Genomic DNA, 22,558 nt, shown 5'->3' on the forward strand with positions numbered 1-22,558 from the left:
CGTGTACGGGTAAGGCGCGTTGGGGCGTATGCCTTTGAGGGGGAGTTACGGGCTTCATACCGTCAACGGTCGTGGCCCGTGCGTAGCTTTGAACAGGAACGACGCGCTGACCGGTGGTCGTTGTACGTGGCTGGCGTGCCGTTGTACGCGCGGTGAGGCGTGACCGGCTTTCCGTGCGGCGCGTTGGTCGCGGGAGGTTGCGTGGTGTTCGTGGCGGCGGAGGGGCGTACGGGAGGTGCCGGGTGTGGAGGAGCAGCAGGCGGAGGGGGAGTACGAGTCCGGGGCGGGGATTCTGCATGTGTTCGGGCGTCAGCTGAAGCTGTGCCGGGAACGGGCGGGGTTGGACCGGGCGGAGTTGGGGGCGCGGGCGGGGTACTCGGCGTCGACGATCGCGTCGTTCGAGCAGGGAAGAAGAATTCCGCCGCCCAAGTTCATCGACCTCGCTGATGAAGTGCTGGACGCGGGCGGGGTCCTGAGGGTGGGGAAGGAGGAGGTGGCTCGGGCGCAGTATCCGGCGTTCTTCAGGGATGCGGCGCAGCATGAGGCGCATGCGGTCGAGTCGCATGTGTATGCGACCCAGGCGGCGCCGGGGCTGTTGCAGACAGAGGAGTACGCGCGGGCGGTCTTCGCGATGTGGCGGCCGCTGCTTGATGAAGTGCTCATCGAACAGCGAGTAGCCGCTCGCCTGGCGCGGCAGGAGATCTTCGCCCGGCGCCCGGCGCCTCACATGAGCTTCGTGATCGAGGAGGCTGTACTGCACCGTCCTCTTGGCGGGGAGGTCGTTTGGCGCGGTCAGCTGGAGCAGTTCCTTCTGGCCAGTGAGAAGCGGAACGTCGAGATTCAGGTGATGCCGCTCTCCCGCCTGGAACATGCAGGACTGGCTGGCCCGTTCACCTTGATGGAGACCAGAGATGGGCGGAGGATCGCCTACACGGAGGTCCAGGGTGACAGCCGCGTCCATACGGAGCGGGGAAAGGTCCGGGAGATCGAAGCTGCGTACGGGAGTCTCCGCGCGCAGGCGCTCACACCGGCCGAATCGCTTTCGTTGATCGAGAAGTTGTTGGGAGAGAGATGAGCGGGGCAGTGGCCGGGCCGAACGGTGATGAGCTGACTTGGTTCAAAAGCAGTTACAGCGCTGGGAACGGCGGCGAGTGTGTCGAGGTCGCGTCCCGGCTCGGCCTTACGCACGTCCGTGACTCGAAGGACGAGGCGGGCCCCGTAGTGAGCCTTACGGTGACTGCCTGGACCGAGTTCGTCGGGTTTGCCGCCCGGCACACCGCGTAATGTCCGTAGCGCGCGCCATGACCGATGACCTCTTCGCCGACCACGTCGCCGAGCAGCTCGCCGCGCTTCCTGGTGTGCGGGCCGTTGCGCTCGGTGGGTCGCGGGCCCAGGGCACTCAACGGCCCGACAGCGACTGGGACTTCGCGATCTACTACCGGGGCGATTTCCAGCCGGACGACCTGCGGGGCGTCGGGTGGGAAGGGGAGGTCTCCGAGATCGGGGGGTGGGGTGGCGGGGTCTTCAACGGCGGGGCCTGGCTGACCGTCGACGGGCGGCGCGTCGACGTCCACTACCGGGATCTCGACGTGGTGGAGCGGGAGTTGGCCGATGCCGAGCGGGGGCGGGTTCGCTGGGAGCCGCTGATGTTCCATCTGGCCGGGATCCCGACCTACCTCGTCGTCGCCGAGCTCGCCGTCAACCAGGTGCTGCGCGGTACGACGCCCCGCCCTGACCGCTACCCCGAGGCACTGCGCAAGGCCGCCCCCGAGATGTGGTGGGGCCGGGCCTCCGGCACGCTGCACTACGCGAAGGCCAACAACGCGCCCACGGGAGGCAGGGCCGAGGTCCACGGCGCGGTCGCCGTGGCCGCGATGTCGGCCGCGCACGCCGTCCTCGCCGCCCGCGGCGAGTGGGTCACCAACGAGAAGCGGCTCCTGGAGCGCGCCGGCCTGCTGGGCGTGCACAGTCTGCTCGCGGGCGCGTCGGGCGACCTGACGGACGTGGTCGACCGGACTCGGCTCCTCCTGGAGACCGCCGTCGACTCCGCGCGCAGGACCTGAGCGGGCGATGCGAGAGGAGCAGGTTCCCGTGCACCTCGACGACCCGGGCCGCGTCCCGGAGCAGCGCGCCGAACGGATCGACGCGCTGCCCGCGGAACCGGCCGCCTAGGAATGCGAGCGGAACCGGCCGCCTAGGAATGCTCGCCGAACTGGCCGCCTAGGCAGGGGAGTTACGGTTACGGCTTCGGCAGTTCACAGCCCGCCGCGCTCAGGTCGATCTTGTTGCCGATCCCGACGCACGGCACGATCCCGTACGTCTCCTGCGCGTAGTTGATGCCCTTGCGGACCGTGACGTTGCCGTTCTCGTCGACCTCGCACGGGTTGTTGTCGGTGCAGCGGGCGCCGTCCTCGTTGCCCGTGTTGTTGACCGCGACGACCTTGCCGGACGCCTGGTCGACGACGGGGGAGCCCGAGGTGCCGCCGATCGTGTTGCAGGTGGAGGTGTAGCGGACCGAGTCCTTCCAGGTCCACTCGCCCTCCTTGAGGCGGTACGCGAAGCCGTCGACGTTGCAGCTGTAGGTCTTCTTCCAGTAGCCGGAGACGACCGTGATGGCCGTGCCCGCCGTGGGGTGCGAGGCCGACAGTTCGAGGGCCTTGATGCCGTACGAGTTCTCGATCTGCTCGTAGGTGCTGGTGAGTTGGTAGAGCGAGACGTCCGTGTCCGTCATCGTGCCGTACGCGATCTTGTCCGCGCGCAGCGTCGCGACCTTGCTGCCCGCGGAGTTGAGCAGGCTGAAGGTGCGGGACGACGGCTGGTCGACGATGACCTCGCCCGGTCCGGGGAATCCGCTCTCGAGGCAGTGCCCGTTGGACATGACCAGGGCCGGGTCCGTGGGCTGGGAGTCCGGCACGCGGACGACCGAACCGGAGCAGTTGCTGAGTGCCACCGTCCCGGCGAAGGTGACCGCCTTGGCCTTGGCCTTCGCCTCGTGCTGGGCTCCGACTGCCGTGGCGGGCGCGGCTGTTGCTCCTATGAGGAGCAGGCCGAACACCGCACCGACGAGAGGCTTGTTCATGTGGGGGTCCTCTCCCGTTGCTTGCTGAAACCGTCAACTACCGGCTTTGACATGTGCATTGTGGTGGTGTCGGCGTCAGCGGACAACAGTGCATGCTCAGCGAACACAACGGATCTCCCGGAAGAAGTGCGAAAGTTTTCTGCCGCCGAGCGATGAGTTCCGCGAAGACCCCCGGTCAACCACCTGAGGAGTACCTACCGGAGGAGGACCCATGGGGCTGCCGAACATCGTCACCCGCGAGGAGTGGCTCGGCGCGCGCCAAGAACTGCTCGCCAAGGAGGAGGCGGTGACCCGCGCCCGCGACGCGCTCAACGCACAGCGCCGCGAACTGCCCATGGTGGAGATCGAGAAGCTGTACGCCTTCGAGGGGCCCGACGGCAAGGCGGAGCTCCTCGACCTGTTCGAGGGCCGCTCCCAGCTGGTCGTCTACCACTTCATGTTCGGCCCGGACCAGGACGCGGGCTGCCCCACCTGCTCCGCGTTCCTCGACCAGATCGGCCACCTCTCCCATCTGCGCGCCAGGGGCACGGAGTTCGCCGCCGTGTCACGCGCGCCGTTCACCAAACTCCTGCCGTTCAAGGCCCGCATGGGCTGGACCGTGCCCTGGTACTCGTCGGCCATGAGCGACTTCAACCAGGACTTCGGCTTCGCGTCCGAAGGGGAGTCACGCGACCTGCCCGGTCTCAGCTGCTTCCTGCGTGACGGCGACCGGGTCTACCTCACGTACTCCACGACGGGCCGGGGCCTCGACGGCGTCGGCTCCCTCACGAGCCTGCTCGACCTGACCGCGCTCGGCCGGCAGGAGGAGTGGGAGGAGCCGCGGGGGCGGGCGTCGGCGCTCGGGGCCGCGGCGGGCAGCGCGCGGGTCCGCTATCACGACGAGTATCTGGACTGACGCGGCGGCCATGTGCTGCTCACCCGGCGGCGCCGTGCGTCTCAACTCGGTTTCATTGTCGTCATGTTGCGAGCCCTCGGGCACCTCGCGGGCGTTCTTCTCCGTAAGAACGCGCGACAGCGCACGTACGACGACGGGGGCAGGGGTGCACGATGATCGACGGACGAGTGGTACTTGAACGCTTTCCCGCGGGGGGACCGCGCGGGTCGTGGCCGGCCGAGGAGTTCGCGCAGGACCGGCGAATGGAGGGTCAGTCCGCGGAGGTCGTCATGGACCTCGCGACGGACGCCTTCCTGGTGATCGTGCCCTGCGCCGAGTCTGTCGCGGGCTGAGTCGGGAGGGCGGAGCGTGCGGCTCAGGCGGCGTCGGCGGCGTCCGCGCCGATCGAGCGGGACCAGGCGGGCGTCGTGCCGGTGACCCGGCACAGCGCGAGATAGAGCGGGATCGGCGGGGTGTACGGGACGCTGCCGTCGGGCCGGTGGATCAGTCCGGGCGCGCGCCGCGCGTCAGGCACCAGTGCGCCCGCCGCGTAACTGGCCGGGGCCGGCCACTCCAGGGCGACATCCGAGTCCGAGGGAACGATCCACCACCAGCGGTCACCGTCGGCGTACACGCACCCCATGCGCGGCAGCCGCGCGACCATGGCGCGCCCGCAGGCCTCGGGGACCGCCACGGCGTCGCAGCCGAGCGGGGCGGTCATGCCGTCGGGAACGGCGAGTCTGAGCGGGGCGGTCCGCAGGACCTGTCGCTGCCGTGAGAAGCGGACCAGCGAGTCGAGATCCATCGTGCGCGTCGTCACCACACCCATCCGGTTCCCGCCCCTGTCCCCGTACCGGAGTCGGCGGCCGGGCCGAAGCCGGTGTCGAACCCCGTCTCGAACTCTGACTCGAACTGCTGCGTGTCGAAGGCCGGGTCCTGTCCGGTGCCCGGTCCCGTGTCGGCGGAGTCGGACGCTCGGCCGGCGTGCGATTCGCCGCTGTGGTGCGGCCCGGGTATGGCAGCGGTTCCCGCGACGGCCGACTGTCCTTGGGCACCGGTGGCGCCCATGTCCTGAGCGCTGTCCGCGTCGCGTGCGAGCTCGGCCCACACGAGGAGTCCGGGGCCGGTCTCCTGCGCGCCCCACGCGGTACTCACCGCCGCCACGAGCAGCAGGCCCCGCCCATGCTCCTCCTCCGGCGCGACGCGGCGGGAGGGATGCGGCTCACCGGGGGCCCAGCCCTCGTCACGCACAGCTATCCGGACCCGGTCGTCACAGTCGTGGAGCTCGCACACTATGCGGCTGCTCGCGGTGTGGACGATCGCGTTCGTGACCAGTTCGGAGATGACCAGGGCGGCCGCGTCGCAGGTGTCATCGCACACTGCCCAGCCGCTGAGGTGGGCGCGCGTCAGCTTCCGGGCCTGAGCGGCAGAGCCCGGGTGGGGAGCCAGTTCGAAGCTGCTGCGGCGCACGGACGCGGCGCCGGAGCGCGCATCGGCTTCGTCACCGAGCGTAGCTTCGCCGACTTCTGTTCCTAACGGCACGGACGGAGTCACGCTTGCCACTATCTCCCCGTCGTGAACACTTGGCAAGAGCCACTCTGAAAAGTGCAGAGTGCAGTGTGCTCGGGCGCTGAGCCGTGGCACACTGCTGTCGGCGGTGTGCCGTACGGCGGCCCGCCATGGCGAAAGTGCCTACGATTTCAGGGAAGTTGCCCGGAATGACCGGGCGTCGGGGCGGCCCGGCTTCCCTCTGGGAGCGCGACCACGCGCGCGACCGCAACAGGACCACAGGGACGACTGGGAGGTAGAGGGGCGTGAGCGAACCGCGGTCCGCTCCGACCGTTGGCCAGGTCGTCCTCGGCCGACGTCTCCAGGACCTGCGCGAACGCGCCGGGCTCAAGCGCGAGGACGCCGCCAAAGTCCTCCGCGTCGCCCCCGCCACGGTCCGCCGCATGGAAATGGCCGAGGTCGGCCTCAAGATCCCGTACCTCCAGCTGCTCCTGAAGTCCTACGACGTCACCGACGAAGAGGCGGAAGCCTTCGTCACCCTCGCCGAAGAGGCCAACAAGCCAGGCTGGTGGCAGCGGTTCCACGACATCCTGCCCGGCTGGTTCTCGATGTACGTGAGCCTGGAGGGCGCCGCCAGCCTCATCCGGTCGTACGAACCCCACTTCGTTCCCGGGCTCCTGCAGACCGAGGACTACGCGCGTGGAGTGCTGCGCTCCGGAGCCGTCGGCCGCGCCCTCGCGGAGGACCCCGACGTCGTCGAGCGGCATGTCGCACTCCGGATGCAGCGCCAGGAGCTGATCACCCGCGAGGACGCCCCGCGCCTGTGGATGGTCATGGACGAGACCGCGCTGCGCCGCCCCGTCGGCGGCCCCGACGTGATGCGCGGCCAGATCGACCGGCTCCTCGAGGTCACGGAGCTGGCCAACGTGACGCTGCAGATCGCCGAATTCGCCTCCGGCCCGCACCCCGGCACGTACGGCCCCTTCGTGTTGTTCCGATTTGCCATGTCAGAACTGCCGGACATGGTCTACAGCGAGTACCTGACCGGCGCGGTCTACCTCGACGCGCGCCCCGAGGTGGCCACCCACCTGGAGGTCATGGACCGCATGGCGGCGCACGCCGCGACGGCACATCGCACAAAGGACATCCTCCGGGATTTCCGCAAGGAGCTGTGAATGGATCGGATCAAGGCCCGCATACGAGGTGTCGACGGGGAGGTCATCTACAACGGGATGCCCGCCCGCGAACTCGGCACCGAGGGCTGGCACAAGCCCTGGAGCGGTGGCAACGGGGGCAACTGCGTGGAAGCGATGAAGCTGGCCGACGGCCGGGTCGCGATGCGTCAGTCGGCCGACCCGGACGGGCCCGCCCTGATCTACACCCCGGGCGAGATCACCGCGTTCATCGAGGGCGCGAAGTCCGGGGCGGCGGACTTTCTGCTCTCGTGAGCCGGCGGACTTTCTGTTCTCCTGAGCCGGCGGAGTGCGCGGGCCGCGGGCCCGGCAGCCTTTGGCCGGATCTCAGTCCGGTGGCAGCACCCCGCACAGGGCGTCCAGCGCGGCGCCGTAGGCGTGGTCCGACGGCGTCGAGTACCCCACCACCAGGCCGTCCGCGTGCGGCATCGTCGCCTCCGGGTGGCGGAACTCCGCGAGGCCGTCGAGGGCGACACCGCCCCACGAGGCGGCCTTGACCACGGACCGCTCGGTCCCCGGGGGCAGCCGCAGCACCGCGTGCAGTCCGGCCGCGATCCCGGTGGCCGCCACCCCGGGCGCCCGCTCGGTGAGCGCCTCCACCAGACGGTCGCGCCGCCCCCGGTACCGCTGCCGCATCCGGCGCACATGCCGGTCGTACGCCCCCGAGACCAGGAAGTCCGCGAGCGCCAGCTGGTCCGGCACGCTCGCCCACGCCTCCCGCTCGCCCTTCACCGCGACGGCGTCCCCCACAAGACCCCGCGGCAGCACCATCCAGCCGAGCCGCAGCGCCGGCGACAGGCTCTTGCTCACCGAGCCGACATAGACCACCCGTTCGGGATCCAGGCCCTGTACCGCGCCGACGGGCCTGCGGTCGTAGCGGAACTCGCCGTCGTAGTCGTCCTCCACGATCAGCCCGCCACGCGCGCGTGCCCAGTCGACGACCGCCGTACGCCGCTCCGCGTGCAGCGGCCCGCCCGTGGGGAACTGGTGCGCGGGCGTCAGCAGCGCCGCCCTCGCCCGGCCCGCACCAGCCGTCAACTCCCCGACGCGTGCGCCGTGTTCGTCGAGCGTCAGGGACAGCGTCCGCACCCCGGCCGCCGCCAGGATCTCGCGGTGGAAGCCGAGCCCGTACGACTCCACGGCGAGCGGTCCGCGCAGCACCCGGCCGTCGAACAGAAGGCGCAGGGCGTGCGCGAAGCCGGAGCAGATCACGATGCGGTCCGGCTCCGTGCGCACGCCGCGCGCGCGGGCCAGATACTCCGTGAGCGCCTCCCGCAGCTCGACGCGGCCCTGCGGATCGCCCGGCCCGAACGCCTCGTTCGGCGCGGCCTGGAGCGCGCGCCGGTACGCGGCCGCCCACTCCGCGCGCGGGAAGGACGACGCGTCCGGGGTGCCCTGGCGGAGGTCGTGCCGTGGCCCGTGTGCGCGGACCGGACCCTTCTTCGGGACGCGGCCGGGGGAGGGCGGCCCGGCCCGCTCGGCGACGCGCGTCCCCGAGCCCTGCCGCGCGGTCAGCCAGCCTTCGGCGACGAGCTCCGCGTACGCGTCGGCGACCGTGTTGCGGGCGACGCCGAGGTCGGCGGCGAGCGAACGGTAGGGCGGCAGCCGGGTGCCGGGAGTGAGCCGCCCCGAGCGCACGGCATCGCGCAGCGCCCCCATGAGAGCGGCCCTGCGGCTGCCCGCCCCGGACAGGTCCAGATGGAGGTCGGCGCCGATGCGCTCCGCAGAATTGACCCATGAATCTGCCATGGAAATGCACCCTACAAGAGGTCTATCCGGCCCGTAGGTTCATGGTCATGACGACGAACACGAGCACCACCGCCACCGCGAACACCACCGCCCACACCCAGTCCGCCGGTCACACCCACTCCGCCGGCCGTATCGACTTCGCGAAGGCCGCCCCCAAGGTCTTCCGCGCCCTCGTCGGCTTCGACGCCGCCGCCCGCGAGGGCCTCGACCCGGCCCTGGTCGAGCTGATCCAGATCCGCGCCTCGCACCTCAACCACTGCGCGTACTGCCTCCACATGCACACCAACGACGCGCGCAAGGCCGGCGAGAGCGAGGACCGGCTGCACATGGTGGCCGTGTGGCGCGAGGCCCAGCACTTCTTCAGCGCCCGGGAGCGCGCGGCACTCGCGCTCACCGAAGCCGTCACGCTGATCGCCGACGGCGGCGTCCCCGACGACGTCTACGCCGAGGCCGCCGCCCAGTTCGACGAGCAGGAGCTGGCCCACGTCCTGTCCCTGATCCTCACGATCAACACCTGGAACCGGGTCGCCCTGTCGACCGGCAAGGTCGCGGGCACCGACGAGCGCCGATGAGCGGCGAGTGCTGACCGGCGGCGGGCTCAGGTCGTCATCGGACGGTCGTACGGCCCGATCGGCGCGGGCAGCTGCGTCGAGCCGGTCAGCCAGTGGTCCACCGCGGCGGCGGCCGAGCGGCCCTCGGCGATCGCCCACACGATGAGCGACTGGCCGCGGGCCGCGTCACCGGCCGCGAACACGCCGGGCACCGAGGTCGTGAACCGCGCGTTCCGGGCGAGCGTGCCGCGCGGCTCCACGGCCAGGCCGAGCTGGCCGACCGGGCCCTCCGCGCCGCGCTCGGGCCCCGAGAAGCCGAGGGCGAGCAGCACCAGATCGGCAGGCAGCTCCCGGGACGTGCCCTCCCTGGGCCGCCGCGCCTCATCGACCTCGACGAGATGCAGCGCCCTCACCCGGCCCCACTCGTCCCCCTCGAAACGGAGCGTGGACGCCGCGAACAGCCGCGCGTCGGCGTCCGCCGCGGGCGCGGTCCGCAGCTCCCCGGCCTCCTCGTGGGCGGCCGACAGCCGGTAGATCTTCGGGTACGTCGGCCAGGGCTCGGTCAGCTCGTCGCGCTCGGCGTCCGGCTGCCCGTAGATGTCCAGCTGCGTGACGGACGCGGCGCCCTCGCGCACCGCCGTGCCCAGGCAGTCGGCGCCGGTGTCGCCGCCACCGACGATCACGACGTGCTTGCCCTCGGCCGACAGGGGAGAGGCGTCGAGGTCGCCCTCGCACACGCGGTTGGCCAGCGGCAGGTACTCCATCGCCTGCACGATTCCGGTCAACTCCCGCCCCGGCACGTCCAGTTCGCGCCAGGCCGTGGCGCCGACCGCGAGGACCACGGCGTCGTAGCGGGACCGCAGTTCGGCCGCGCCGATGTCGCGGCCCACCTCCGTCGACGTACGAAAGTGCACCCCCTCGTCCCTCAACTGCGCGAGCCTGCGGTCCAGATGGCGCTTCTCCATCTTGAAGGCGGGGATGCCGTACCGCATCAGTCCGCCCGGCCGGTCGTCCCGCTCGAAGACCGCCACCGTGTGTCCGGCCCGCGTGAGCTGCTGGGCGGCCGCGAGTCCCGCCGGGCCCGAGCCGACCACGGCGACCGTGCGGCCGGACAGCCGGTCGGGCGGCTTGGGCGGGGTGAGGCCGTCCTGCCACGCGCGGTCGGCGATGGCGACCTCCACGTTCTTGATGGTCACCGCCGGCTGGTTGATCGCCAGGACACAGCCCGCCTCGCACGGCGCGGGGCACAGGCGTCCGGTGAACTCGGGAAAGTTGTTCGTGGCGTGCAGCCGGTCGCTCGCCGCCCGCCAGTCGTCGCGTGACACGAGGTCGTTCCACTCCGGAATCAGGTTCCCGAGCGGGCACGCCTCGTGACAGAACGGGACTCCGCAGTCCATGCAGCGGTCGGCCTGCGCCTCGATGATCGGAAGGAGAGCCCCGGGGACGTACACCTCGTCCCAGTCACGGACCCGCTCGCCGACAGGGCGGCGCGGCCACTCCTGCCGCGGGGTGGTGAGAAAGCCCTTGGGGTCGGCCATGGCCGTCTCCCTTGCCGTGTCCTTCTCGCCACGATACGTCCGTTTCCCCCGGTGTGCAGAGGCGTGTTCCTGCGGTGCGCAAGAGGCGTGGCGGGCGGCGAAGGCTCAGGTCAGGGCGAGGATGAACGAGGCCGACGCGGCCAGCGACGCACCACCCCTGATGTGGTTCCACATCAGCCACTCGGACACGTACGTACGCCACGGTCCCGCGCTGTCCGGCGCCTCGGGGTCGAGCTTCGCGAGCGCGTCGTTGCGCGGGATGTTCGCGGCGACGGTCACGCCGAACGCGCCGACGAGCTGGAACGCGCTGCCGAGCAGCAGCTCCACGGTGCCCTGCTCGGGCCAGAGCACGAACGTCACGACGGCGAGCACCACGCACAGCACCGCGGCCCCCAGGAACACCACCATGAACGCCGGGCTGACCGCCGCGACGTTGATCGCCTGCATCGCCGCGATGCCCTGCGCGGGCGGCAGCGCCGCGAGCCCCTTCATCACGAAGGCCGAGAACGCGATGAAGACGCCCGCCGACACCCCGCAGGCGAGCGCGCCCAGGACGGTGAGCGCGAAGTACGGTCCCTCGATCATCACAACCCCCCTTGCCGGCGGCGCCGTTGGCGTCGCGGTCCGGTCAAGATCCTGCCGCACGGAGGGGGCGGCCGCCACCGTGCGGCGTACACGTACACGTACACGTGCATGTACATGTGCATGTGACGTACACACGGGCATGCATGTGTCGTGTGCACGTACGTGCATGCGTATGCGTGTCTCACGATTCCCGCGCGCGCCACGCGGCCAGTACGGCCTCCAGCGGTCCCTCGATTCTCCGTCTGGCCTCGCCCCGCCGCACCCCGCTCATCAGCAACGCGTCGTACGCGGTCTCCGTGTGCCGCACCGCCGCCCGCACCGCCGCCGTCACCGCGGCCCGGGACAGGGCGCGGCCCGCCGCGCTGCGCCCCACCCGGCCGCTGCCGCGCAGGGACGCGTGCGTCGCGATCGCCGCCGCGCGGTCCGGCGGGCAGCCGGGGAAGAGCCGCAGGATCTCCCGTGCGAACGCGGCCGTGAAGGACGCGTCCTGTGCCGCCCTGCGCGCCGCGTCCCGCGCCCGGCGCCTGGCCCGCGCATCGGCGTCCGCCAGACACCGCTCCTCGGCACGGGCCAGCGCCGCCTCCTCCACGAGGACGCCCTGACGCTCGTAACGGCCGCGCCGCCGATGGAAGCGCACGACCACCGCCGACAGCGAACTGCCTTCCCTGGCACGGCGGGTGAGCGCCCAGTCGCCGCGCGGCAGATACACGAGATGCCCGAGGTCCGCGCAGTCCAGGCAGCGCGGCGCCCCGTCCTCCATGGTCAGCAGGTCCAGCGGCCCCCGCCGGCACTCCGCGCACTGCCGGCGCTTCAGCGGCTGCACGACGACCGGCCCGCCGGGGCCGGTGGACGGCGGGGGAGTCCGGTGGTGGGGGGACCGGTCGGGCCCGGCCGTGGCGGTCATACGCGGTTCATTCCCCGCGTGCGGGCGCGAACGCGTCGCAGGGGTCCGGGGTCCGGGTCCGGGCCGGGGTCTGGGGTCCGGGGTCCGGGTCCCCTTCGGCTCCCGTCCGGCGTGCGAGGCATCATGAGGCGCGTGCGACTCGAAGCGATCACCTGGGAACGGCTCGGCGGCGCCCTCGCCGAGCGGCTGCTCGAACTGAAGCCGGCCGACGGGAGCCCGTGGCCGCGCATCGCCGTCGACGGCCCGCCGGCCGCCCGCCCCGGTGACCTCGCCGAACTCGTCGGTGAGGCGCTGCGCGTGCGCGGACGTCCCTCGCTCGCCGTCGGCACGGGCGGATTCCTGCGGCCCGCCTCGCTGCGCTTCGAGTACGGGCGCGAGGACGTGGAGGCGTACTACAGCGGCTGGTTCGACACGGCCGCACTGTGGCGCGAGGTCTTCGGGCCCCTCGAACCGGGCGGCACGGGACGGGTCCTGCCGGACCTGTGGGACCCGGCGGCCGACCGCGCGACACGCAGCGCCTACGTCGAACTGCCGCCCGGCGGCGTCCTGTTGCTGCACGGGCCGCTGCTGATGGGGCACTGGTTCCCGTTCGACCTGACCGTGCACCTGAGCCTGTCGCCGGGCGCGCTCCGGCGGCGTACGGCCGACGACGCGCAGTGGACGCTGCCGGCCTTCGAGCGCTACGCGAGCGAGACGGACCCGGCCGGCACGGCGGACGTCGTCGTACGGGCGGACGACCCCCGGCATCCGGCCTGGGGCGGGCTCCCCTCGTAACGGACTGCTCCCGCTCGAGTACGGGGCCGCACCCAGGTGCGGGCCCAGGGCAGCCCGGAGAGAATGGATTGCGCCGGGACCTGCGGCGCCTCCGTGCCGCGCCGGCCACCGGCACCGGGAGGTACTCATGACCACCGCCGGAGACATCATGCACCGCGGTGCGCAGTGGATCCCCGCCCACGAGACCCTGGACCGCGCCGCCCAGCTCATGCGTCAGCTGAACGTGGGCGCGCTGCCCATCAGCGACGAGAACGAACGCCTCTGCGGGATCCTCACGGACCGCGACATCGTGGTCGGCTGTGTGGCCATAGGTCACGACCCCGCCAAGATCACCGCAGGTGACCTCGCCCAGGGGACGCCCCGCTGGATCGACTCGGGCGCCGACGTCGACGAGGTCCTCCAGGAGATGCAGGACCACCAGATCCGCCGGCTCCCCGTCATCGAGAACAAGCGCCTCGTCGGCGTGATCAGCGAGGCCGACCTCGCGCAGCATCTGACCGACGACCAGATGTCGCACTGGGTCGAGAGTGTCTACGCAAGGAGCTGACCTTGGAACCTTGGGGGCCTTTGGGCCATTGAGTCTTTGAGGTCACCATCCGTCGGGCCGCCGCCCTGGGTCTGATGCAAACGAAACAAACGAAAGACCCTAGGAGCGGCCCGCCGCCACCGAGAACGGTCCGCTGTCCGTCACCGCGTACAGAACCCCGCCCACGGGCAGGGGGGCGACCGGGCTCGGTGACCGCTCGTCGACCGTGCCGCTCTTCCCGCCGTCCGCCGCCATCGCGGGCTTCGTTCGCCAACGCTCCCTGCCCGTACGGGTGTTGATCGCGACGACGCTGCTGTCCGGCGTCGTCGCGTAGAGCGTCGTGCCCCGCACCGACGGCTCGCTGAAGACGCGCAGCTCCCGCGACGTCGTCCACAGCGCCTTGCCGCGCTTGAGGTCGAGGGCGAGCACCATTTCGTTCGCGTAGTCGAAGACGTACATCACGCCCCCGCGCACGAGTGGCGGCGCCTCGGGCTCGACCGCCCACGGGAAGTCGACGGAGCGCACGGCGCCCGACGTCAGATCCTGGATGAAGGTGCGGGACGAGGCCCCCGAGTCGTTCTCCCAGCGCGCGTAGTACGCCGTGCCGTCGTGCACCGTCGCCAGCCACAGGTCGCCCTTGGGTGCGGTCACCCGGCCGAGGGTCTTGCCGGTGCGCGCGTCGAGGCGGGCGACGGTCCTGTCGCCGGTCCGCGTGTGGCGCAGGTCTGCCACGAGCGTGCCGTCCGGGCCTGCGTACAGCGGCCCGGGGGAGTCGCTGGTGAGGGTGCGGCGCCACAACTCCCGCCCCGTGCGCGGATCGAGAGCCGCGTACGTCGCCGTGTTCGACGCGCCGAGCTTGCCCACGTGCACGACGACCACACCGCTCAGAAAGGAGAACTCGGCCTGCGGGCCCTTGAAGCGCCACACCTTGCGGCCGCTGGTGGCGTCGAACGCGTCGATGCCCTCGCTGCCGTCGTCGCTCAGGGCGAGGACGCGGTCGCCCACCACCTTCGGGTCCGTGACGGTGAATCCGCCGACCCGGGCCGGGCGGTGCATCGGCTTCGTCCAGTCGGTGCGGCCCGTCAGCGGGTCCAGCCGGAACAGCGCCCTCTTCGCCGAGGAGCAGTAGACGCCGAGAGCGGACGGGGTGCAGGACGGCATGTCCGGCATCATCGACGCCGGGAGCTTGTCCTTCCCCTTGCCGTCGGCCCCCTTGTCGTCGGCGGCAGTGAGGTCCGTGTGCCAGGGGCGCCAGCCGTCCGGGACGCCGGGGCGCGCGTCCTGGTGCACGGCCTCGCCCTCGCCGCTCGTCGAGGTGACGCCGACTCCTACGACGGCGGCCGCGAGGACGGCCACGACGCTCACGGCGATCTTGATGCGCCGGGCGCGGCCGAGGTGCCGCGGGGAGGCGGGGGCTTGCTGCGCGACCGGGGTGTCGGGGGTGGTGGTGCCGCTTGTGGTGCCGGGCGGGAGCGTCGCGGAGCCGTTCCCCGCTGAGGCCTCGGCGGAGGCGGTGAGGGTGGCGGTGGGCCGGTCGACCGCGCTCGGGACGCTCTCCGGCTCCGTGCCCGACGGCTCCTCCGAAAGCGCGGCCAGCGCCTCGCGCACCGCGTCCGGAGTGGGCCGGTCCTGCGGCGACTTGGCGAGGCAGGACAGGACCAGCGGACGCAACAGCCCCGGAAGGCGGCCGAGTTCAGGGTCGTTGTGCACGGTCTGGTACGCCGCCAGATACGCGTTCTCCGCCTCGAACGGGCTGCGGCCCGTGGCCGCGTACACCAGGAGCGCGCCGAGCGAGAAGACGTCGACCGGCGGTCCCACGTCGCGTGGGCTGCTGAACTGCTCGGGCGCCATGAACGGCGGCGAGCCCATCACCAGGCCCGTCTGCGTACGGACGTCACTGTGTGCCGCGCGCGAGATGCCGAAGTCGATCACCCGCACGGCACCGTCGGCCCCGCCGCCCGCGCTCCCGGTGTCGAGGAGCAGCACATTGCTCGGCTTCAGATCACGGTGGACGACCTCGGCGCGATGGATCTCCCGTAGCGCCTCGGCGAGCTCGACGCCGAGGCGGCGCAGCTGCGGCCACCGCAGAGGGCCCGACGCCGTCACCCGCTGGGCGAGGGTGTCCCCGTCGACGTACGCCGTCGCCATCCACGGCAGCTCGGCCTCGGGATCGGCGTCCACGACGGGTGCGGTGAACGCGCCGCTCACGCGCCGCGCGGCCGCGACCTCCTGCCGGAACCTGGCACGGAAGTCAGGATCGTCCGCGTACTGCGTGTGCACGACCTTGACGGCGACCGCCCTGCCGGAGGCGGACCGGCCGAGGTAGACGACACCCATGCCGCCGGTGCCGATCCGCGACTCGATCGCATACTCGCCGATCGACTCGGGATCACCCTCGCGCAGAGCCATCGGCCGCCCTCCCCCCGTGGCTGACATGGACGGTACAGACTAGTGGCCCCGCGGTACGGGGTCACAACCACCCGTTGCGCCGGAAGGCGCGGTGCAGGATGAAACAGGTGCTCGCGATCACGGCCAGGAACAGCGGGTACCCGAACTGCCAGTGCAGCTCCGGCATGTGGTCGAAGTTCATCCCGTACACGCCGCAGCCCATCGTCGGCACGGCCACGACCGCGGCCCAGGCCGTGATCTTGCGCATGTCCTCGTTCTGGGCGACCGACACCTGGGCGAGATGGGCCTGGAGGATCGAGTTCAGCAGCTCGTCGAAGGACGCTATCTGTTCGACGGCCCTCAGCAGGTGGTCGGAGACGTCCCGGAAGTAGGCCTGTATCTCCGGCGCCACCACCTGGAAGGGGCGGCCCGAGAGCTCCTCCATCGGACGGGCGAGCGGCACCACGGCCCGCTTCAGCTCGAGCAGCTCGCGCTTGAGCTGGTAGATGCGGCCCGGGTCGGCGCGCGCCCCGTCCTCGGTGAACACGTCCGTCTCGACCTGGTCGATGTCGGACTGGACGGCGTCGATCACGGTGAGATAGTCGTCGACCACGTGGTCGGCGATCGCGTGCAGCACGGCGGCCGGCCCCTTGGCGAGCTGCCCCGGGTCCGCCTCGAGGCCCTCGCGCACCGGGCCGAGCGAGCCGTGCCTCCCGTGCCGCACGGTGATCACGAAGTCCCGGCCGATGAACACCATGATCTCGCCGGTGTCGACGACCTCACTGGTCGCGGTCAGCTCCGCGTGCTCCACGTAACAGACGGTCTTGAACACGGCGAACAGCGTCTGGCCGTACCGCTCGACCTTCGGCCGCTGGTGCGCGTGCACCGCGTCCTCGACGGCGAGCGGGTGCAGGTCGAACAGCTCGGCGATGTCCGCGAACTCCAGCTCCGTCGGCTCGTGCAGGCCCAGCCAGACGAAGCCGTCGTCGGACTTGCGGACCCGGTCGACCGCGTCCACGAGATCGCGCCCGGCCTCCTCGCGGACCCCGTCCCGGTACGTCACGCACTTGACGACGGCCGAACCCAGCGGCGAGCGGGCGGGGTGGCTCAGGTCGACGCGGGGGTGCCGCCGGGCCAGGCGCGCCACTCTTCTCAGGCCTCCGACCTTGCGCAGGTCGGACACCTTCCGGAGGTCTCCGACCTTCCGCAGGTTGCCTGCCATCGACATGCGGGGCTCCTCGCGCGGCTTGACGTCGTGTTTCGGTGACTCGGCGGGCCAGTCTGCCAGCTCGCGGCGACAGGGCCTATGGCCCCTGGGGGAACGGAACCCTCCCCTTCAGAACGCGCGGAACCGCCTCCCGGGACCGGGCCGGACAACTGGGATGATCGGGTCATGACGCGATCCGAGGGCTATCTCCTGGACAACCGGCAGCAAGAGGCGGGCCGGCGCTTCGACGCCTTCTCGGCCCTCTTCGACCCCACGACGTTCCGGCACATCGAACGGCTCGGCATCGGTCCCGGCTGGCGCTGCTGGGAGGTCGGCGCGGGGGGCACCTCCGTGGTGTCCTGGCTCGCCAAGAAGGTCGGCCCCACCGGCCGGGTCCTCGCGACCGACATCGACACCTCGTGGCAGACGTCCGCCGCCCGTTCCCCCGTCGAGGTCCGCCGCCACGACGTGGCCGCCGACGAGCCGCCCGGCGAGGGCTTCGACCTCGTCCACGCCCGCCTCGTCCTGGTCCATGTGCCCGACAGGGAGCGGGCGTTGAAGTCCATGCTGCGCGCGCTGCGGCCGGGCGGACGGCTGCTCGTCGAGGACGCCGATCCCGCGCTCCAGCCGCTGGCCTGCCCCGACGAGCACGGCCCCGCCGAGGAGCTGGCGAACCGGCTGCGCCGCGGCTTCCGCAAGCTGCTCGCGGAGCGCGGCGCCGATCTGTCGTACGGCCGCAAGCTGCCGAGGCTGCTGCGGGAGGCGGGCCTGAGCCAGGTGGAGGCCGACGCGTACTTCCCGCTGGCGTCGGAGGCGTGCGGGGCCCTGGAGGAGGCCACGTTCCAGCAGATCCGCGAGTCACTGGTCCGCGCGGGCCACGCCACGGACGAGGAGATCGACCGCCACCTGGCCGATGTCGCGACCGGCACGATGGACCTGGCGACGGCGCCGCTGATCTCGGCGTGGGGGCGGAAGCCGGCCTAGGACATGTCCGGCGGATCAGGTCGCGCACGGTGAGCTTCCGTGAGGGCTTCGCCCGCCGGCGGGGTGACGGCGCGGGTGGCCCTCGGCGGTCGGGCCCGGGTCCTCTCCCGTGGGGTGTACGGGGCCGAGCCGCTCTCGGTGCTGCGTCGGCCGGCCCCACCCGCGCTCACGACCGCGCCCAGGCCGCCGCGACGCGCCCCGCGAGCCGTACGTTGCCGCGCACCGCCGCGAGGTTGGCCTCCAGTGAGGCGCCGTCCGTGTGCCGTACCAGGTAGTCCAGGAGGAACGGCGTGACCGCCTGCCCCGTGACGCCCTCGGCGTCGCACGCCCGCAGCGCGTCGTCGAGCACGCGCGCGTGGAGCGCGGGATCGAGCTGCTCCGCCTCGGGCACCGGGTTCGCCACGATCAACGCTGCCTCGGGCCCGCCCAGCGCGTCCTGTGCCCGCATCACCGCGGCCACCTCGGCCGGGTCGCGCAGCGTCCAGTCCACCGGATGGCCGGAGTCGGAGAGGTAGAAGCCCGGGAAGCGGTCGGTCCCGTACCCGGCCACCGACACCCCCAGGGTCTCCAGGCGCTGAAGGGTCGCCGGTACGTCCAGGATCGACTTGACGCCCGCGCACACCACGGTGATCCGCGTCCGCGCGAGGAGCCCGAGGTCCGCCGACTCGTCCTGGGTCTCGGTCCACCGTCGGTGCACCCCGCCGAGCCCACCCGTAGCGAACACCCGTACCCCCGCGCGCGCCGCGAGCAGCGCCGTCGCCGACACGGTCGTAGCCCCGCTCGCCCCCGTCGCCACCGCGAGCGGCAGATCGCGGTGGCTCAGCTTGCGGATGCCGTCCTCCGTCGCGACCCGCTCCAACTGGCCCTTGTCCAGGCCGACCTGAGGCCGCCCGTCCAGCACGGCGATCGTCGCGGGGACCGCGCCACCGGCGCGCACCAGCTCTTCGAGTTCGAGCGCCACCCGCAGATTGCGCGGGCGCGGCAGCCCGTGCGCGATGATCGTCGACTCCAGGGCCACGACCGGCCGGCCCGCCGCCACCGCTTCCCGCACCTCTTCGGACACCAGCACCACGCGCCTGCCTCCTGCCTGTCGGGTCTTCCCTCATCCCTGGCGAGCGGCGCGCACGCGCAAACCCCCGCGGCATGACGGTAATCACTCGCGGTGTACCGGAAAGCACTTGCGGCGCGCCGGCGGGCCGAGCAGCCTGAGCGCATGACGGACAACTCTGAGCGCATGACGGACAACACGGCACGCCTCGACCATGTCGTGCTCTGGGTCAGCGACCCGGTGGCCGCGGCGGACTTCTACGAGCAGGCCGTCGGCCTCGAACCCATCAGGGTCGCCGAGTTCACCGAGGGCAAGGTCTCGTTCCCCTCGGTGCGGCTCAACGAGGAGACCATCCTCGATCTCGCGCCACTGCCGATGGCGGCCCGCATGAACATGGTGCCGGGCGGCGACAAGAGCGCCGGCCACCCGGTCAACCATGTGTGCATCGCCCTCACCGAAGGCGGCTACGACAGCCTGCGCGCCCGTCTGGAGGAGCGCGAGGTGCCGGTCTCCGACCACGGCCGCCACTCGTACGGCGCCCGCGGCCCGGCCGTCCGCAGCTTCTACTTCCGCGACCCCGACGGGAACGTCTTCGAAGCGCGCTACTACGACGATGCCGACGCCGAGGCCGATGCCGAGGCCTGAGGCTTGAGGTCTGAGGCTTGAGGCCTGAGGGGCCTGGTACGGAGCCCTGCTTGTACGGGGGCCGAGGTTCAGCGGCGTGCGCGGCCCCATGCGCGGCCGCGTGACCGGCCGCCCGTCCGGCCGCGGTCGAGCAGGGCCACGCCCAGGGCGGCCAGGCCGATCTGGATCAGCCACTCCACCCAGTCGACCCCCTTGGTGTCCGCGACACCGACGCCCGCGGCGATGGCCGAGCCGAGCAGCGCGGCCACGATGCCGACGACGACCGTCGCCAGGATGCCGATGCGCTGACGGCCCGGCAGGGCGAGCCGGCCCAGGACGCCGATGACGATGCCGATCACGATCGCGCTGATGACGCCGGAAATCTCCATGTCCCCACGACTCCCTAGAACCCGGGCACGCGGCGCCCGGGAGATCTGTCTCCAGGTCTCTTCCCCTTGACGAGCCGTCCAGTCCGGACCGCGACCGAGGTACGGGTCGTCCAGTGAACAGTGGGGTCCGCGCTGCCTAGAGTGACCGTTCATGACCACGAACGATCAGGCCACTGCTTCTTTTGCCGTACACATCCCGGACGTTGAACTCGATCCGGAGCCCCTCGATCCGGAGCAGATCGTCTCGGGCGCCCCCGTCGTCACGGGCAAGGTGCTCTGGGAGTCCACCGACGGCAAGCAGCTGCGGGGCATCTGGCAGATCACGCCGGGGGTGGTGACGGACACGGAGGCGAACGAGCTGTTCGTGGTCGTCTCCGGTCGCGCCACGGTCGAGGTCGAGGGCGGGCAGACCCTGGAGGTGGGCCCCGGCGACGCTGCGGTACTGCGCGAGGGCGACCGCACGACGTGGACGGTGCACGAGACGCTGCGGAAGGCGTACCACATCACGTTGCCCTGACGAGCGTCATGTCGACCTGATGACCAACCCCGTCACGCCGCGATGATCACGGCGTCGCGGGCCGCCGGCTGAAGAGGGTGAGCACGGCGAGCGGCAGCAGGAGGCAGGCCGCGGCCAGGTTGAGCCAGGCGTAACTCGCCGTCGCGACGACCAGGCCCGCGGCCGCGCCGCCGACGCCCGCCGACGTGTTCATGGTCAGGTCGGACAGCCCCTGTGCGGCGGCCCGCGCGGCCTGCGGTACCGAGTCGGTCAGCAGGGCCGAACCGGAGACGAGGCCCGCGGACCAGCCGAGCCCCAGGACGAACAGGCCCGCGGCGGTCTGCCCGTGGCTGCCGCCCGCAGTGCCCGCGAGCAGCGCCGCGCAGGCGAGCAGGCCCACGGCGAGGCCGATCACGGAGAGCCGCCCGAGCCGGTCCGACAGCCGGCCCATCACCGGCGAGAACGCGTACATGCCCGCGATGTGCCCGCTGATGACCAGGCCGATGAGGTCGATGCTCGCCCCGTGGTGTCCGAGGTCGACCGGTGTCATCGACATGATCGACACCATCGCGGTGTGCGAGACGGCGACGGTGACGAGGGCGAGCCTGGCGCGCGGCGACGCGGCCACCGCGGCGAACCCGGCACGGATCGACCGTCCGGCCGCCGACTTCTCCTCCGCGGGCGCCAGGGCGCGGGCGGTCAGGAGCGGGTCGGGACGCAGCAGGAGCTGCACCATGACGGCCGAGACGAGGAAGACCCCGGCCGCCCACAGGAAGGGCCCCGCCGCCGCGGGGATGCCGAGTCCGGTGACGCTGCGGCCCGCGGGCGCCGCGATGTTGGGCCCGAGCACCGCGCCGATCGTGGTGGCCCACACGACGTTCGAGATCGCCCGCGCCCGGCGCTGCGGCTCGGCCAGATCGGCGGCCGCGAACCGCGCCTGGAGATTGGCCGAGGAGGCGGCGCCGAACCCGGCCATGCCGATGAGCAGCAGCGGGAAGCTCCCCATCACGGCGGCCAGCACGACGACCCCGGCCCCCAGCGCACCGATGAGATACGCCAGGACGAGTCCGGGCCGCCGCCCTCGCGAGGTCATCAGGGCGGCGAGCGGAACGGACAGCAGGGCGGTCCCGGTGACCGTCGCGGTCGGCGCGAGCCCGGACAGCGCCTCGTCCCCGCTGACCTGCTTGGCGAGCACGGCGGCGAGCGCGATGCCGGTGGCGACACCGAGCCCGCCGAGTATCTGGCTCGCGACGAGCACGGCGGTGACACGGCGGCGCAGCCCGGCCAGTTCCTCGGGCGTCACGGGGACGGAAGACCGGCGGCGCGCGGCGGAAGCGGGTATGAGCACCGGCGCAGTGTGCCAGCCGGCACCCCTCCGCGAACACCGGGTATCCCCGTGCGACCCGGCGCAGGCCCGTGCCGGGGGCTCACCACAACGGCTCCCGCGGCTCGGAACAGGTCGCTCCCGCGGCTCAGAACAGCGGCTGCGGAAGGACCCCTTCCAGCGCGAGCAGCTGCCGCTTCGTCTCCAGCCCGCCGCCGAATCCGCCGATGCCGCCGTCGCTCTCCACGACGCGGTGACACGGCACCACGACCGGCAGCGGATTGGCGCCCATCGCCATGCCCACCGCCTGCGCCGCCCTCGGCTGCCCGACGCGGCCCGCCAGATCGCCGTAACCGACGACCGTGCCGAACGGGACGCCGGACGCCAGCTCGCGCAGGACCTGCCGGTTGAACCCGGAGATCAGCGACCAGTCGAGTGGCAGCTCGAAGTCGCGCCGCTCACCGGCGAAGTAGGCCTTCAACTGACGTATGGGCTCGGCCAGGAGCGGCGAGTCCAGGGCCTCGACCGGCTCGGTCCCGAGCCGGGAGCCGAGCCGCTCGACCGCCGGGTCCCGCACGGCGGGGGAGGCGTGGAAGACGACGTTCACCAGGCCGGCGTCCGTCGCGGCGAGGAGCAGCGGCCCGATGTCCGTGCCGACGACGGCCCAGACGACCGTGAGCCCGGCCGCGTCCCCGGCCCCGTCTCCGGCGGCGCTGTCCCCCGTGGATTTCTGCCCGTTGGCGTTCATGCCGACCACCGTACGGGGCGCCACTGACAACGGCCCGCGCCGTTCGCCGGCCTCGCCTCCCCCTGCCC

At 72.0% G+C, this 22,558-nt stretch carries 26 protein-coding genes; 13 read left to right on the plus strand and 13 right to left on the minus strand.

Annotation, left to right across the window (positions count from 1 at the left end; all coding sequences use genetic code 11):
• Positions 1-244 precede the first annotated feature (244 nt).
• The 3 genes from AC07EJ_RS07140 to AC07EJ_RS07150 are packed head-to-tail and all read left to right on the plus strand — an operon-like array spanning position 245 to position 2,063.
• A complete protein-coding gene (locus AC07EJ_RS07140) occupies positions 245-1,075 on the plus strand; it encodes a helix-turn-helix domain-containing protein (RefSeq protein ID WP_389475257.1) in 831 nt (276 codons plus the stop codon).
• Positions 1,072-1,284 (plus strand): DUF397 domain-containing protein, encoded by a 213-nt coding sequence (locus AC07EJ_RS07145; protein WP_389475259.1) that lies wholly within the window; start codon positions 1,072-1,074, stop codon positions 1,282-1,284. Before AC07EJ_RS07140 ends, AC07EJ_RS07145 begins: the two co-directional genes overlap by 4 nt.
• Before the next feature lie 17 nt (positions 1,285-1,301).
• The gene (locus AC07EJ_RS07150) at positions 1,302-2,063 is read left to right on the plus strand and encodes a nucleotidyltransferase family protein (RefSeq protein WP_389475261.1); all 762 of its coding nucleotides are present in this window, start codon (positions 1,302-1,304) and stop codon (positions 2,061-2,063) included.
• 176 nt (positions 2,064-2,239) lie between these two features.
• Here AC07EJ_RS07150 and AC07EJ_RS07155 read toward each other — a convergent pair whose 3' ends face one another.
• The gene (locus AC07EJ_RS07155; RefSeq protein ID WP_389475263.1) at positions 2,240-3,079 is read right to left on the minus strand and encodes a trypsin-like serine peptidase; all 840 of its coding nucleotides are present in this window, start codon (positions 3,077-3,079) and stop codon (positions 2,240-2,242) included.
• 211 nt (positions 3,080-3,290) lie between these two features.
• On the opposite strand from AC07EJ_RS07155, the gene AC07EJ_RS07160 reads away from it, so the two are divergent.
• Complete coding sequence (locus AC07EJ_RS07160) at positions 3,291-3,974, plus strand: DUF899 domain-containing protein (protein ID WP_389475265.1); 684 nt, start codon at positions 3,291-3,293, stop codon at positions 3,972-3,974.
• A 152-nt stretch (positions 3,975-4,126) separates the two neighbouring features.
• Positions 4,127-4,306: a hypothetical protein gene (locus AC07EJ_RS07165; protein ID WP_389475267.1), complete on the plus strand. Its 180-nt coding sequence runs from the start codon at positions 4,127-4,129 to the stop codon at positions 4,304-4,306.
• Positions 4,307-4,329: 23 nt separating this feature from the next.
• On the opposite strand, the gene AC07EJ_RS07170 is transcribed toward AC07EJ_RS07165, so the two are convergent.
• Both AC07EJ_RS07170 and AC07EJ_RS07175 read right to left on the minus strand, forming a co-directional pair.
• Positions 4,330-4,782, minus strand: a complete 453-nt coding sequence (locus AC07EJ_RS07170; protein ID WP_478883906.1) for a hypothetical protein — start codon at positions 4,780-4,782, stop codon at positions 4,330-4,332.
• A complete protein-coding gene (locus AC07EJ_RS07175) occupies positions 4,770-5,423 on the minus strand; it encodes an ATP-binding protein (protein WP_478883907.1) in 654 nt (217 codons plus the stop codon). Before AC07EJ_RS07175 ends, AC07EJ_RS07170 begins: the two co-directional genes overlap by 13 nt.
• Positions 5,424-5,767: 344 nt before the next feature.
• On the opposite strand from AC07EJ_RS07175, the gene AC07EJ_RS07180 reads away from it, so the two are divergent.
• Positions 5,768-6,637, plus strand: coding sequence for a helix-turn-helix domain-containing protein (locus AC07EJ_RS07180; protein WP_389475273.1), 870 nt, complete (start codon positions 5,768-5,770; stop codon positions 6,635-6,637).
• Positions 6,638-6,910: a DUF397 domain-containing protein gene (locus tag AC07EJ_RS07185; RefSeq protein WP_389475275.1), complete on the plus strand. Its 273-nt coding sequence runs from the start codon at positions 6,638-6,640 to the stop codon at positions 6,908-6,910.
• A 72-nt stretch (positions 6,911-6,982) separates the two neighbouring features.
• Here AC07EJ_RS07185 and pdxR read toward each other — a convergent pair whose 3' ends face one another.
• Positions 6,983-8,404 (minus strand): MocR-like pyridoxine biosynthesis transcription factor PdxR, encoded by a 1,422-nt coding sequence (pdxR, locus tag AC07EJ_RS07190; RefSeq protein ID WP_478883908.1) that lies wholly within the window; start codon positions 8,402-8,404, stop codon positions 6,983-6,985.
• Between the two features lie 47 nt (positions 8,405-8,451).
• Between pdxR and AC07EJ_RS07195 the strand changes: the two genes are divergently transcribed.
• On the plus strand, positions 8,452-8,976 hold the full coding sequence (locus AC07EJ_RS07195; RefSeq protein ID WP_478883909.1) for a carboxymuconolactone decarboxylase family protein: 525 nt from the start codon (positions 8,452-8,454) through the stop codon (positions 8,974-8,976).
• A gap of 26 nt (positions 8,977-9,002) precedes the next feature.
• Here AC07EJ_RS07195 and AC07EJ_RS07200 read toward each other — a convergent pair whose 3' ends face one another.
• The 3 genes from AC07EJ_RS07200 to AC07EJ_RS07210 all read right to left on the minus strand — a co-directional run bounded on the left by AC07EJ_RS07200 (position 9,003) and on the right by AC07EJ_RS07210 (position 11,982).
• Complete coding sequence (locus tag AC07EJ_RS07200; RefSeq protein WP_389475281.1) at positions 9,003-10,493, minus strand: glutamate synthase subunit beta; 1,491 nt, start codon at positions 10,491-10,493, stop codon at positions 9,003-9,005.
• Between the two features lie 105 nt (positions 10,494-10,598).
• Entirely contained in the window at positions 10,599-11,078 is a 480-nt protein-coding gene (locus AC07EJ_RS07205; protein ID WP_389475283.1) for an anthrone oxygenase family protein, read from the minus strand.
• 181 nt (positions 11,079-11,259) lie between these two features.
• A complete protein-coding gene (locus AC07EJ_RS07210; RefSeq protein WP_389475285.1) occupies positions 11,260-11,982 on the minus strand; it encodes a DUF2293 domain-containing protein in 723 nt (240 codons plus the stop codon).
• A gap of 123 nt (positions 11,983-12,105) precedes the next feature.
• Between AC07EJ_RS07210 and AC07EJ_RS07215 the strand changes: the two genes are divergently transcribed.
• Positions 12,106-12,756 carry a nucleoside/nucleotide kinase family protein gene (locus AC07EJ_RS07215; protein WP_478883910.1) on the plus strand — a complete coding sequence of 217 codons (651 nt, stop codon included), beginning with the start codon at positions 12,106-12,108 and terminating at the stop codon, positions 12,754-12,756.
• Positions 12,757-12,883: 127 nt separating this feature from the next.
• The gene (locus AC07EJ_RS07220) at positions 12,884-13,303 is read left to right on the plus strand and encodes a CBS domain-containing protein (protein WP_389475289.1); all 420 of its coding nucleotides are present in this window, start codon (positions 12,884-12,886) and stop codon (positions 13,301-13,303) included.
• A gap of 99 nt (positions 13,304-13,402) precedes the next feature.
• Here AC07EJ_RS07220 and AC07EJ_RS07225 read toward each other — a convergent pair whose 3' ends face one another.
• Both AC07EJ_RS07225 and AC07EJ_RS07230 read right to left on the minus strand, forming a co-directional pair.
• A complete protein-coding gene (locus AC07EJ_RS07225; protein WP_478883911.1) occupies positions 13,403-15,691 on the minus strand; it encodes a protein kinase domain-containing protein in 2,289 nt (762 codons plus the stop codon).
• A gap of 61 nt (positions 15,692-15,752) precedes the next feature.
• Positions 15,753-16,898, minus strand: coding sequence for a magnesium and cobalt transport protein CorA (locus AC07EJ_RS07230; protein ID WP_393582269.1), 1,146 nt, complete (start codon positions 16,896-16,898; stop codon positions 15,753-15,755).
• A 165-nt stretch (positions 16,899-17,063) separates the two neighbouring features.
• Here AC07EJ_RS07230 and AC07EJ_RS07235 point away from each other — a divergent pair, with 165 nt between their 5' ends.
• Positions 17,064-17,861 (plus strand): methyltransferase domain-containing protein, encoded by a 798-nt coding sequence (locus AC07EJ_RS07235; protein WP_389475295.1) that lies wholly within the window; start codon positions 17,064-17,066, stop codon positions 17,859-17,861.
• Positions 17,862-18,027: 166 nt separating this feature from the next.
• Here AC07EJ_RS07235 and AC07EJ_RS07240 read toward each other — a convergent pair whose 3' ends face one another.
• A complete protein-coding gene (locus tag AC07EJ_RS07240; RefSeq protein ID WP_389475297.1) occupies positions 18,028-18,933 on the minus strand; it encodes a pseudouridine-5'-phosphate glycosidase in 906 nt (301 codons plus the stop codon).
• A 162-nt stretch (positions 18,934-19,095) separates the two neighbouring features.
• On the opposite strand from AC07EJ_RS07240, the gene AC07EJ_RS07245 reads away from it, so the two are divergent.
• On the plus strand, positions 19,096-19,554 hold the full coding sequence (locus AC07EJ_RS07245; protein ID WP_478883933.1) for a VOC family protein: 459 nt from the start codon (positions 19,096-19,098) through the stop codon (positions 19,552-19,554).
• Between the two features lie 68 nt (positions 19,555-19,622).
• Here the strand turns inward: AC07EJ_RS07245 and AC07EJ_RS07250 are convergent, their stop codons facing one another.
• On the minus strand, positions 19,623-19,922 hold the full coding sequence (locus AC07EJ_RS07250; RefSeq protein ID WP_389475299.1) for a GlsB/YeaQ/YmgE family stress response membrane protein: 300 nt from the start codon (positions 19,920-19,922) through the stop codon (positions 19,623-19,625).
• Between the two features lie 151 nt (positions 19,923-20,073).
• Here AC07EJ_RS07250 and AC07EJ_RS07255 point away from each other — a divergent pair, with 151 nt between their 5' ends.
• The gene (locus tag AC07EJ_RS07255; protein ID WP_389475301.1) at positions 20,074-20,439 is read left to right on the plus strand and encodes a cupin domain-containing protein; all 366 of its coding nucleotides are present in this window, start codon (positions 20,074-20,076) and stop codon (positions 20,437-20,439) included.
• 46 nt (positions 20,440-20,485) lie between these two features.
• Here the strand turns inward: AC07EJ_RS07255 and AC07EJ_RS07260 are convergent, their stop codons facing one another.
• Together AC07EJ_RS07260 and AC07EJ_RS07265 are read right to left on the minus strand one after the other, a co-directional pair.
• Positions 20,486-21,760, minus strand: coding sequence for an MFS transporter (locus AC07EJ_RS07260; protein WP_389475658.1), 1,275 nt, complete (start codon positions 21,758-21,760; stop codon positions 20,486-20,488).
• Positions 21,761-21,890: 130 nt separating this feature from the next.
• The gene (locus AC07EJ_RS07265; RefSeq protein ID WP_393582266.1) at positions 21,891-22,490 is read right to left on the minus strand and encodes a methylated-DNA--[protein]-cysteine S-methyltransferase; all 600 of its coding nucleotides are present in this window, start codon (positions 22,488-22,490) and stop codon (positions 21,891-21,893) included.
• Positions 22,491-22,558 lie beyond the last annotated feature (68 nt).

It is taken from the genome of Streptomyces sp. NPDC045026 (assembly GCF_056432625.1).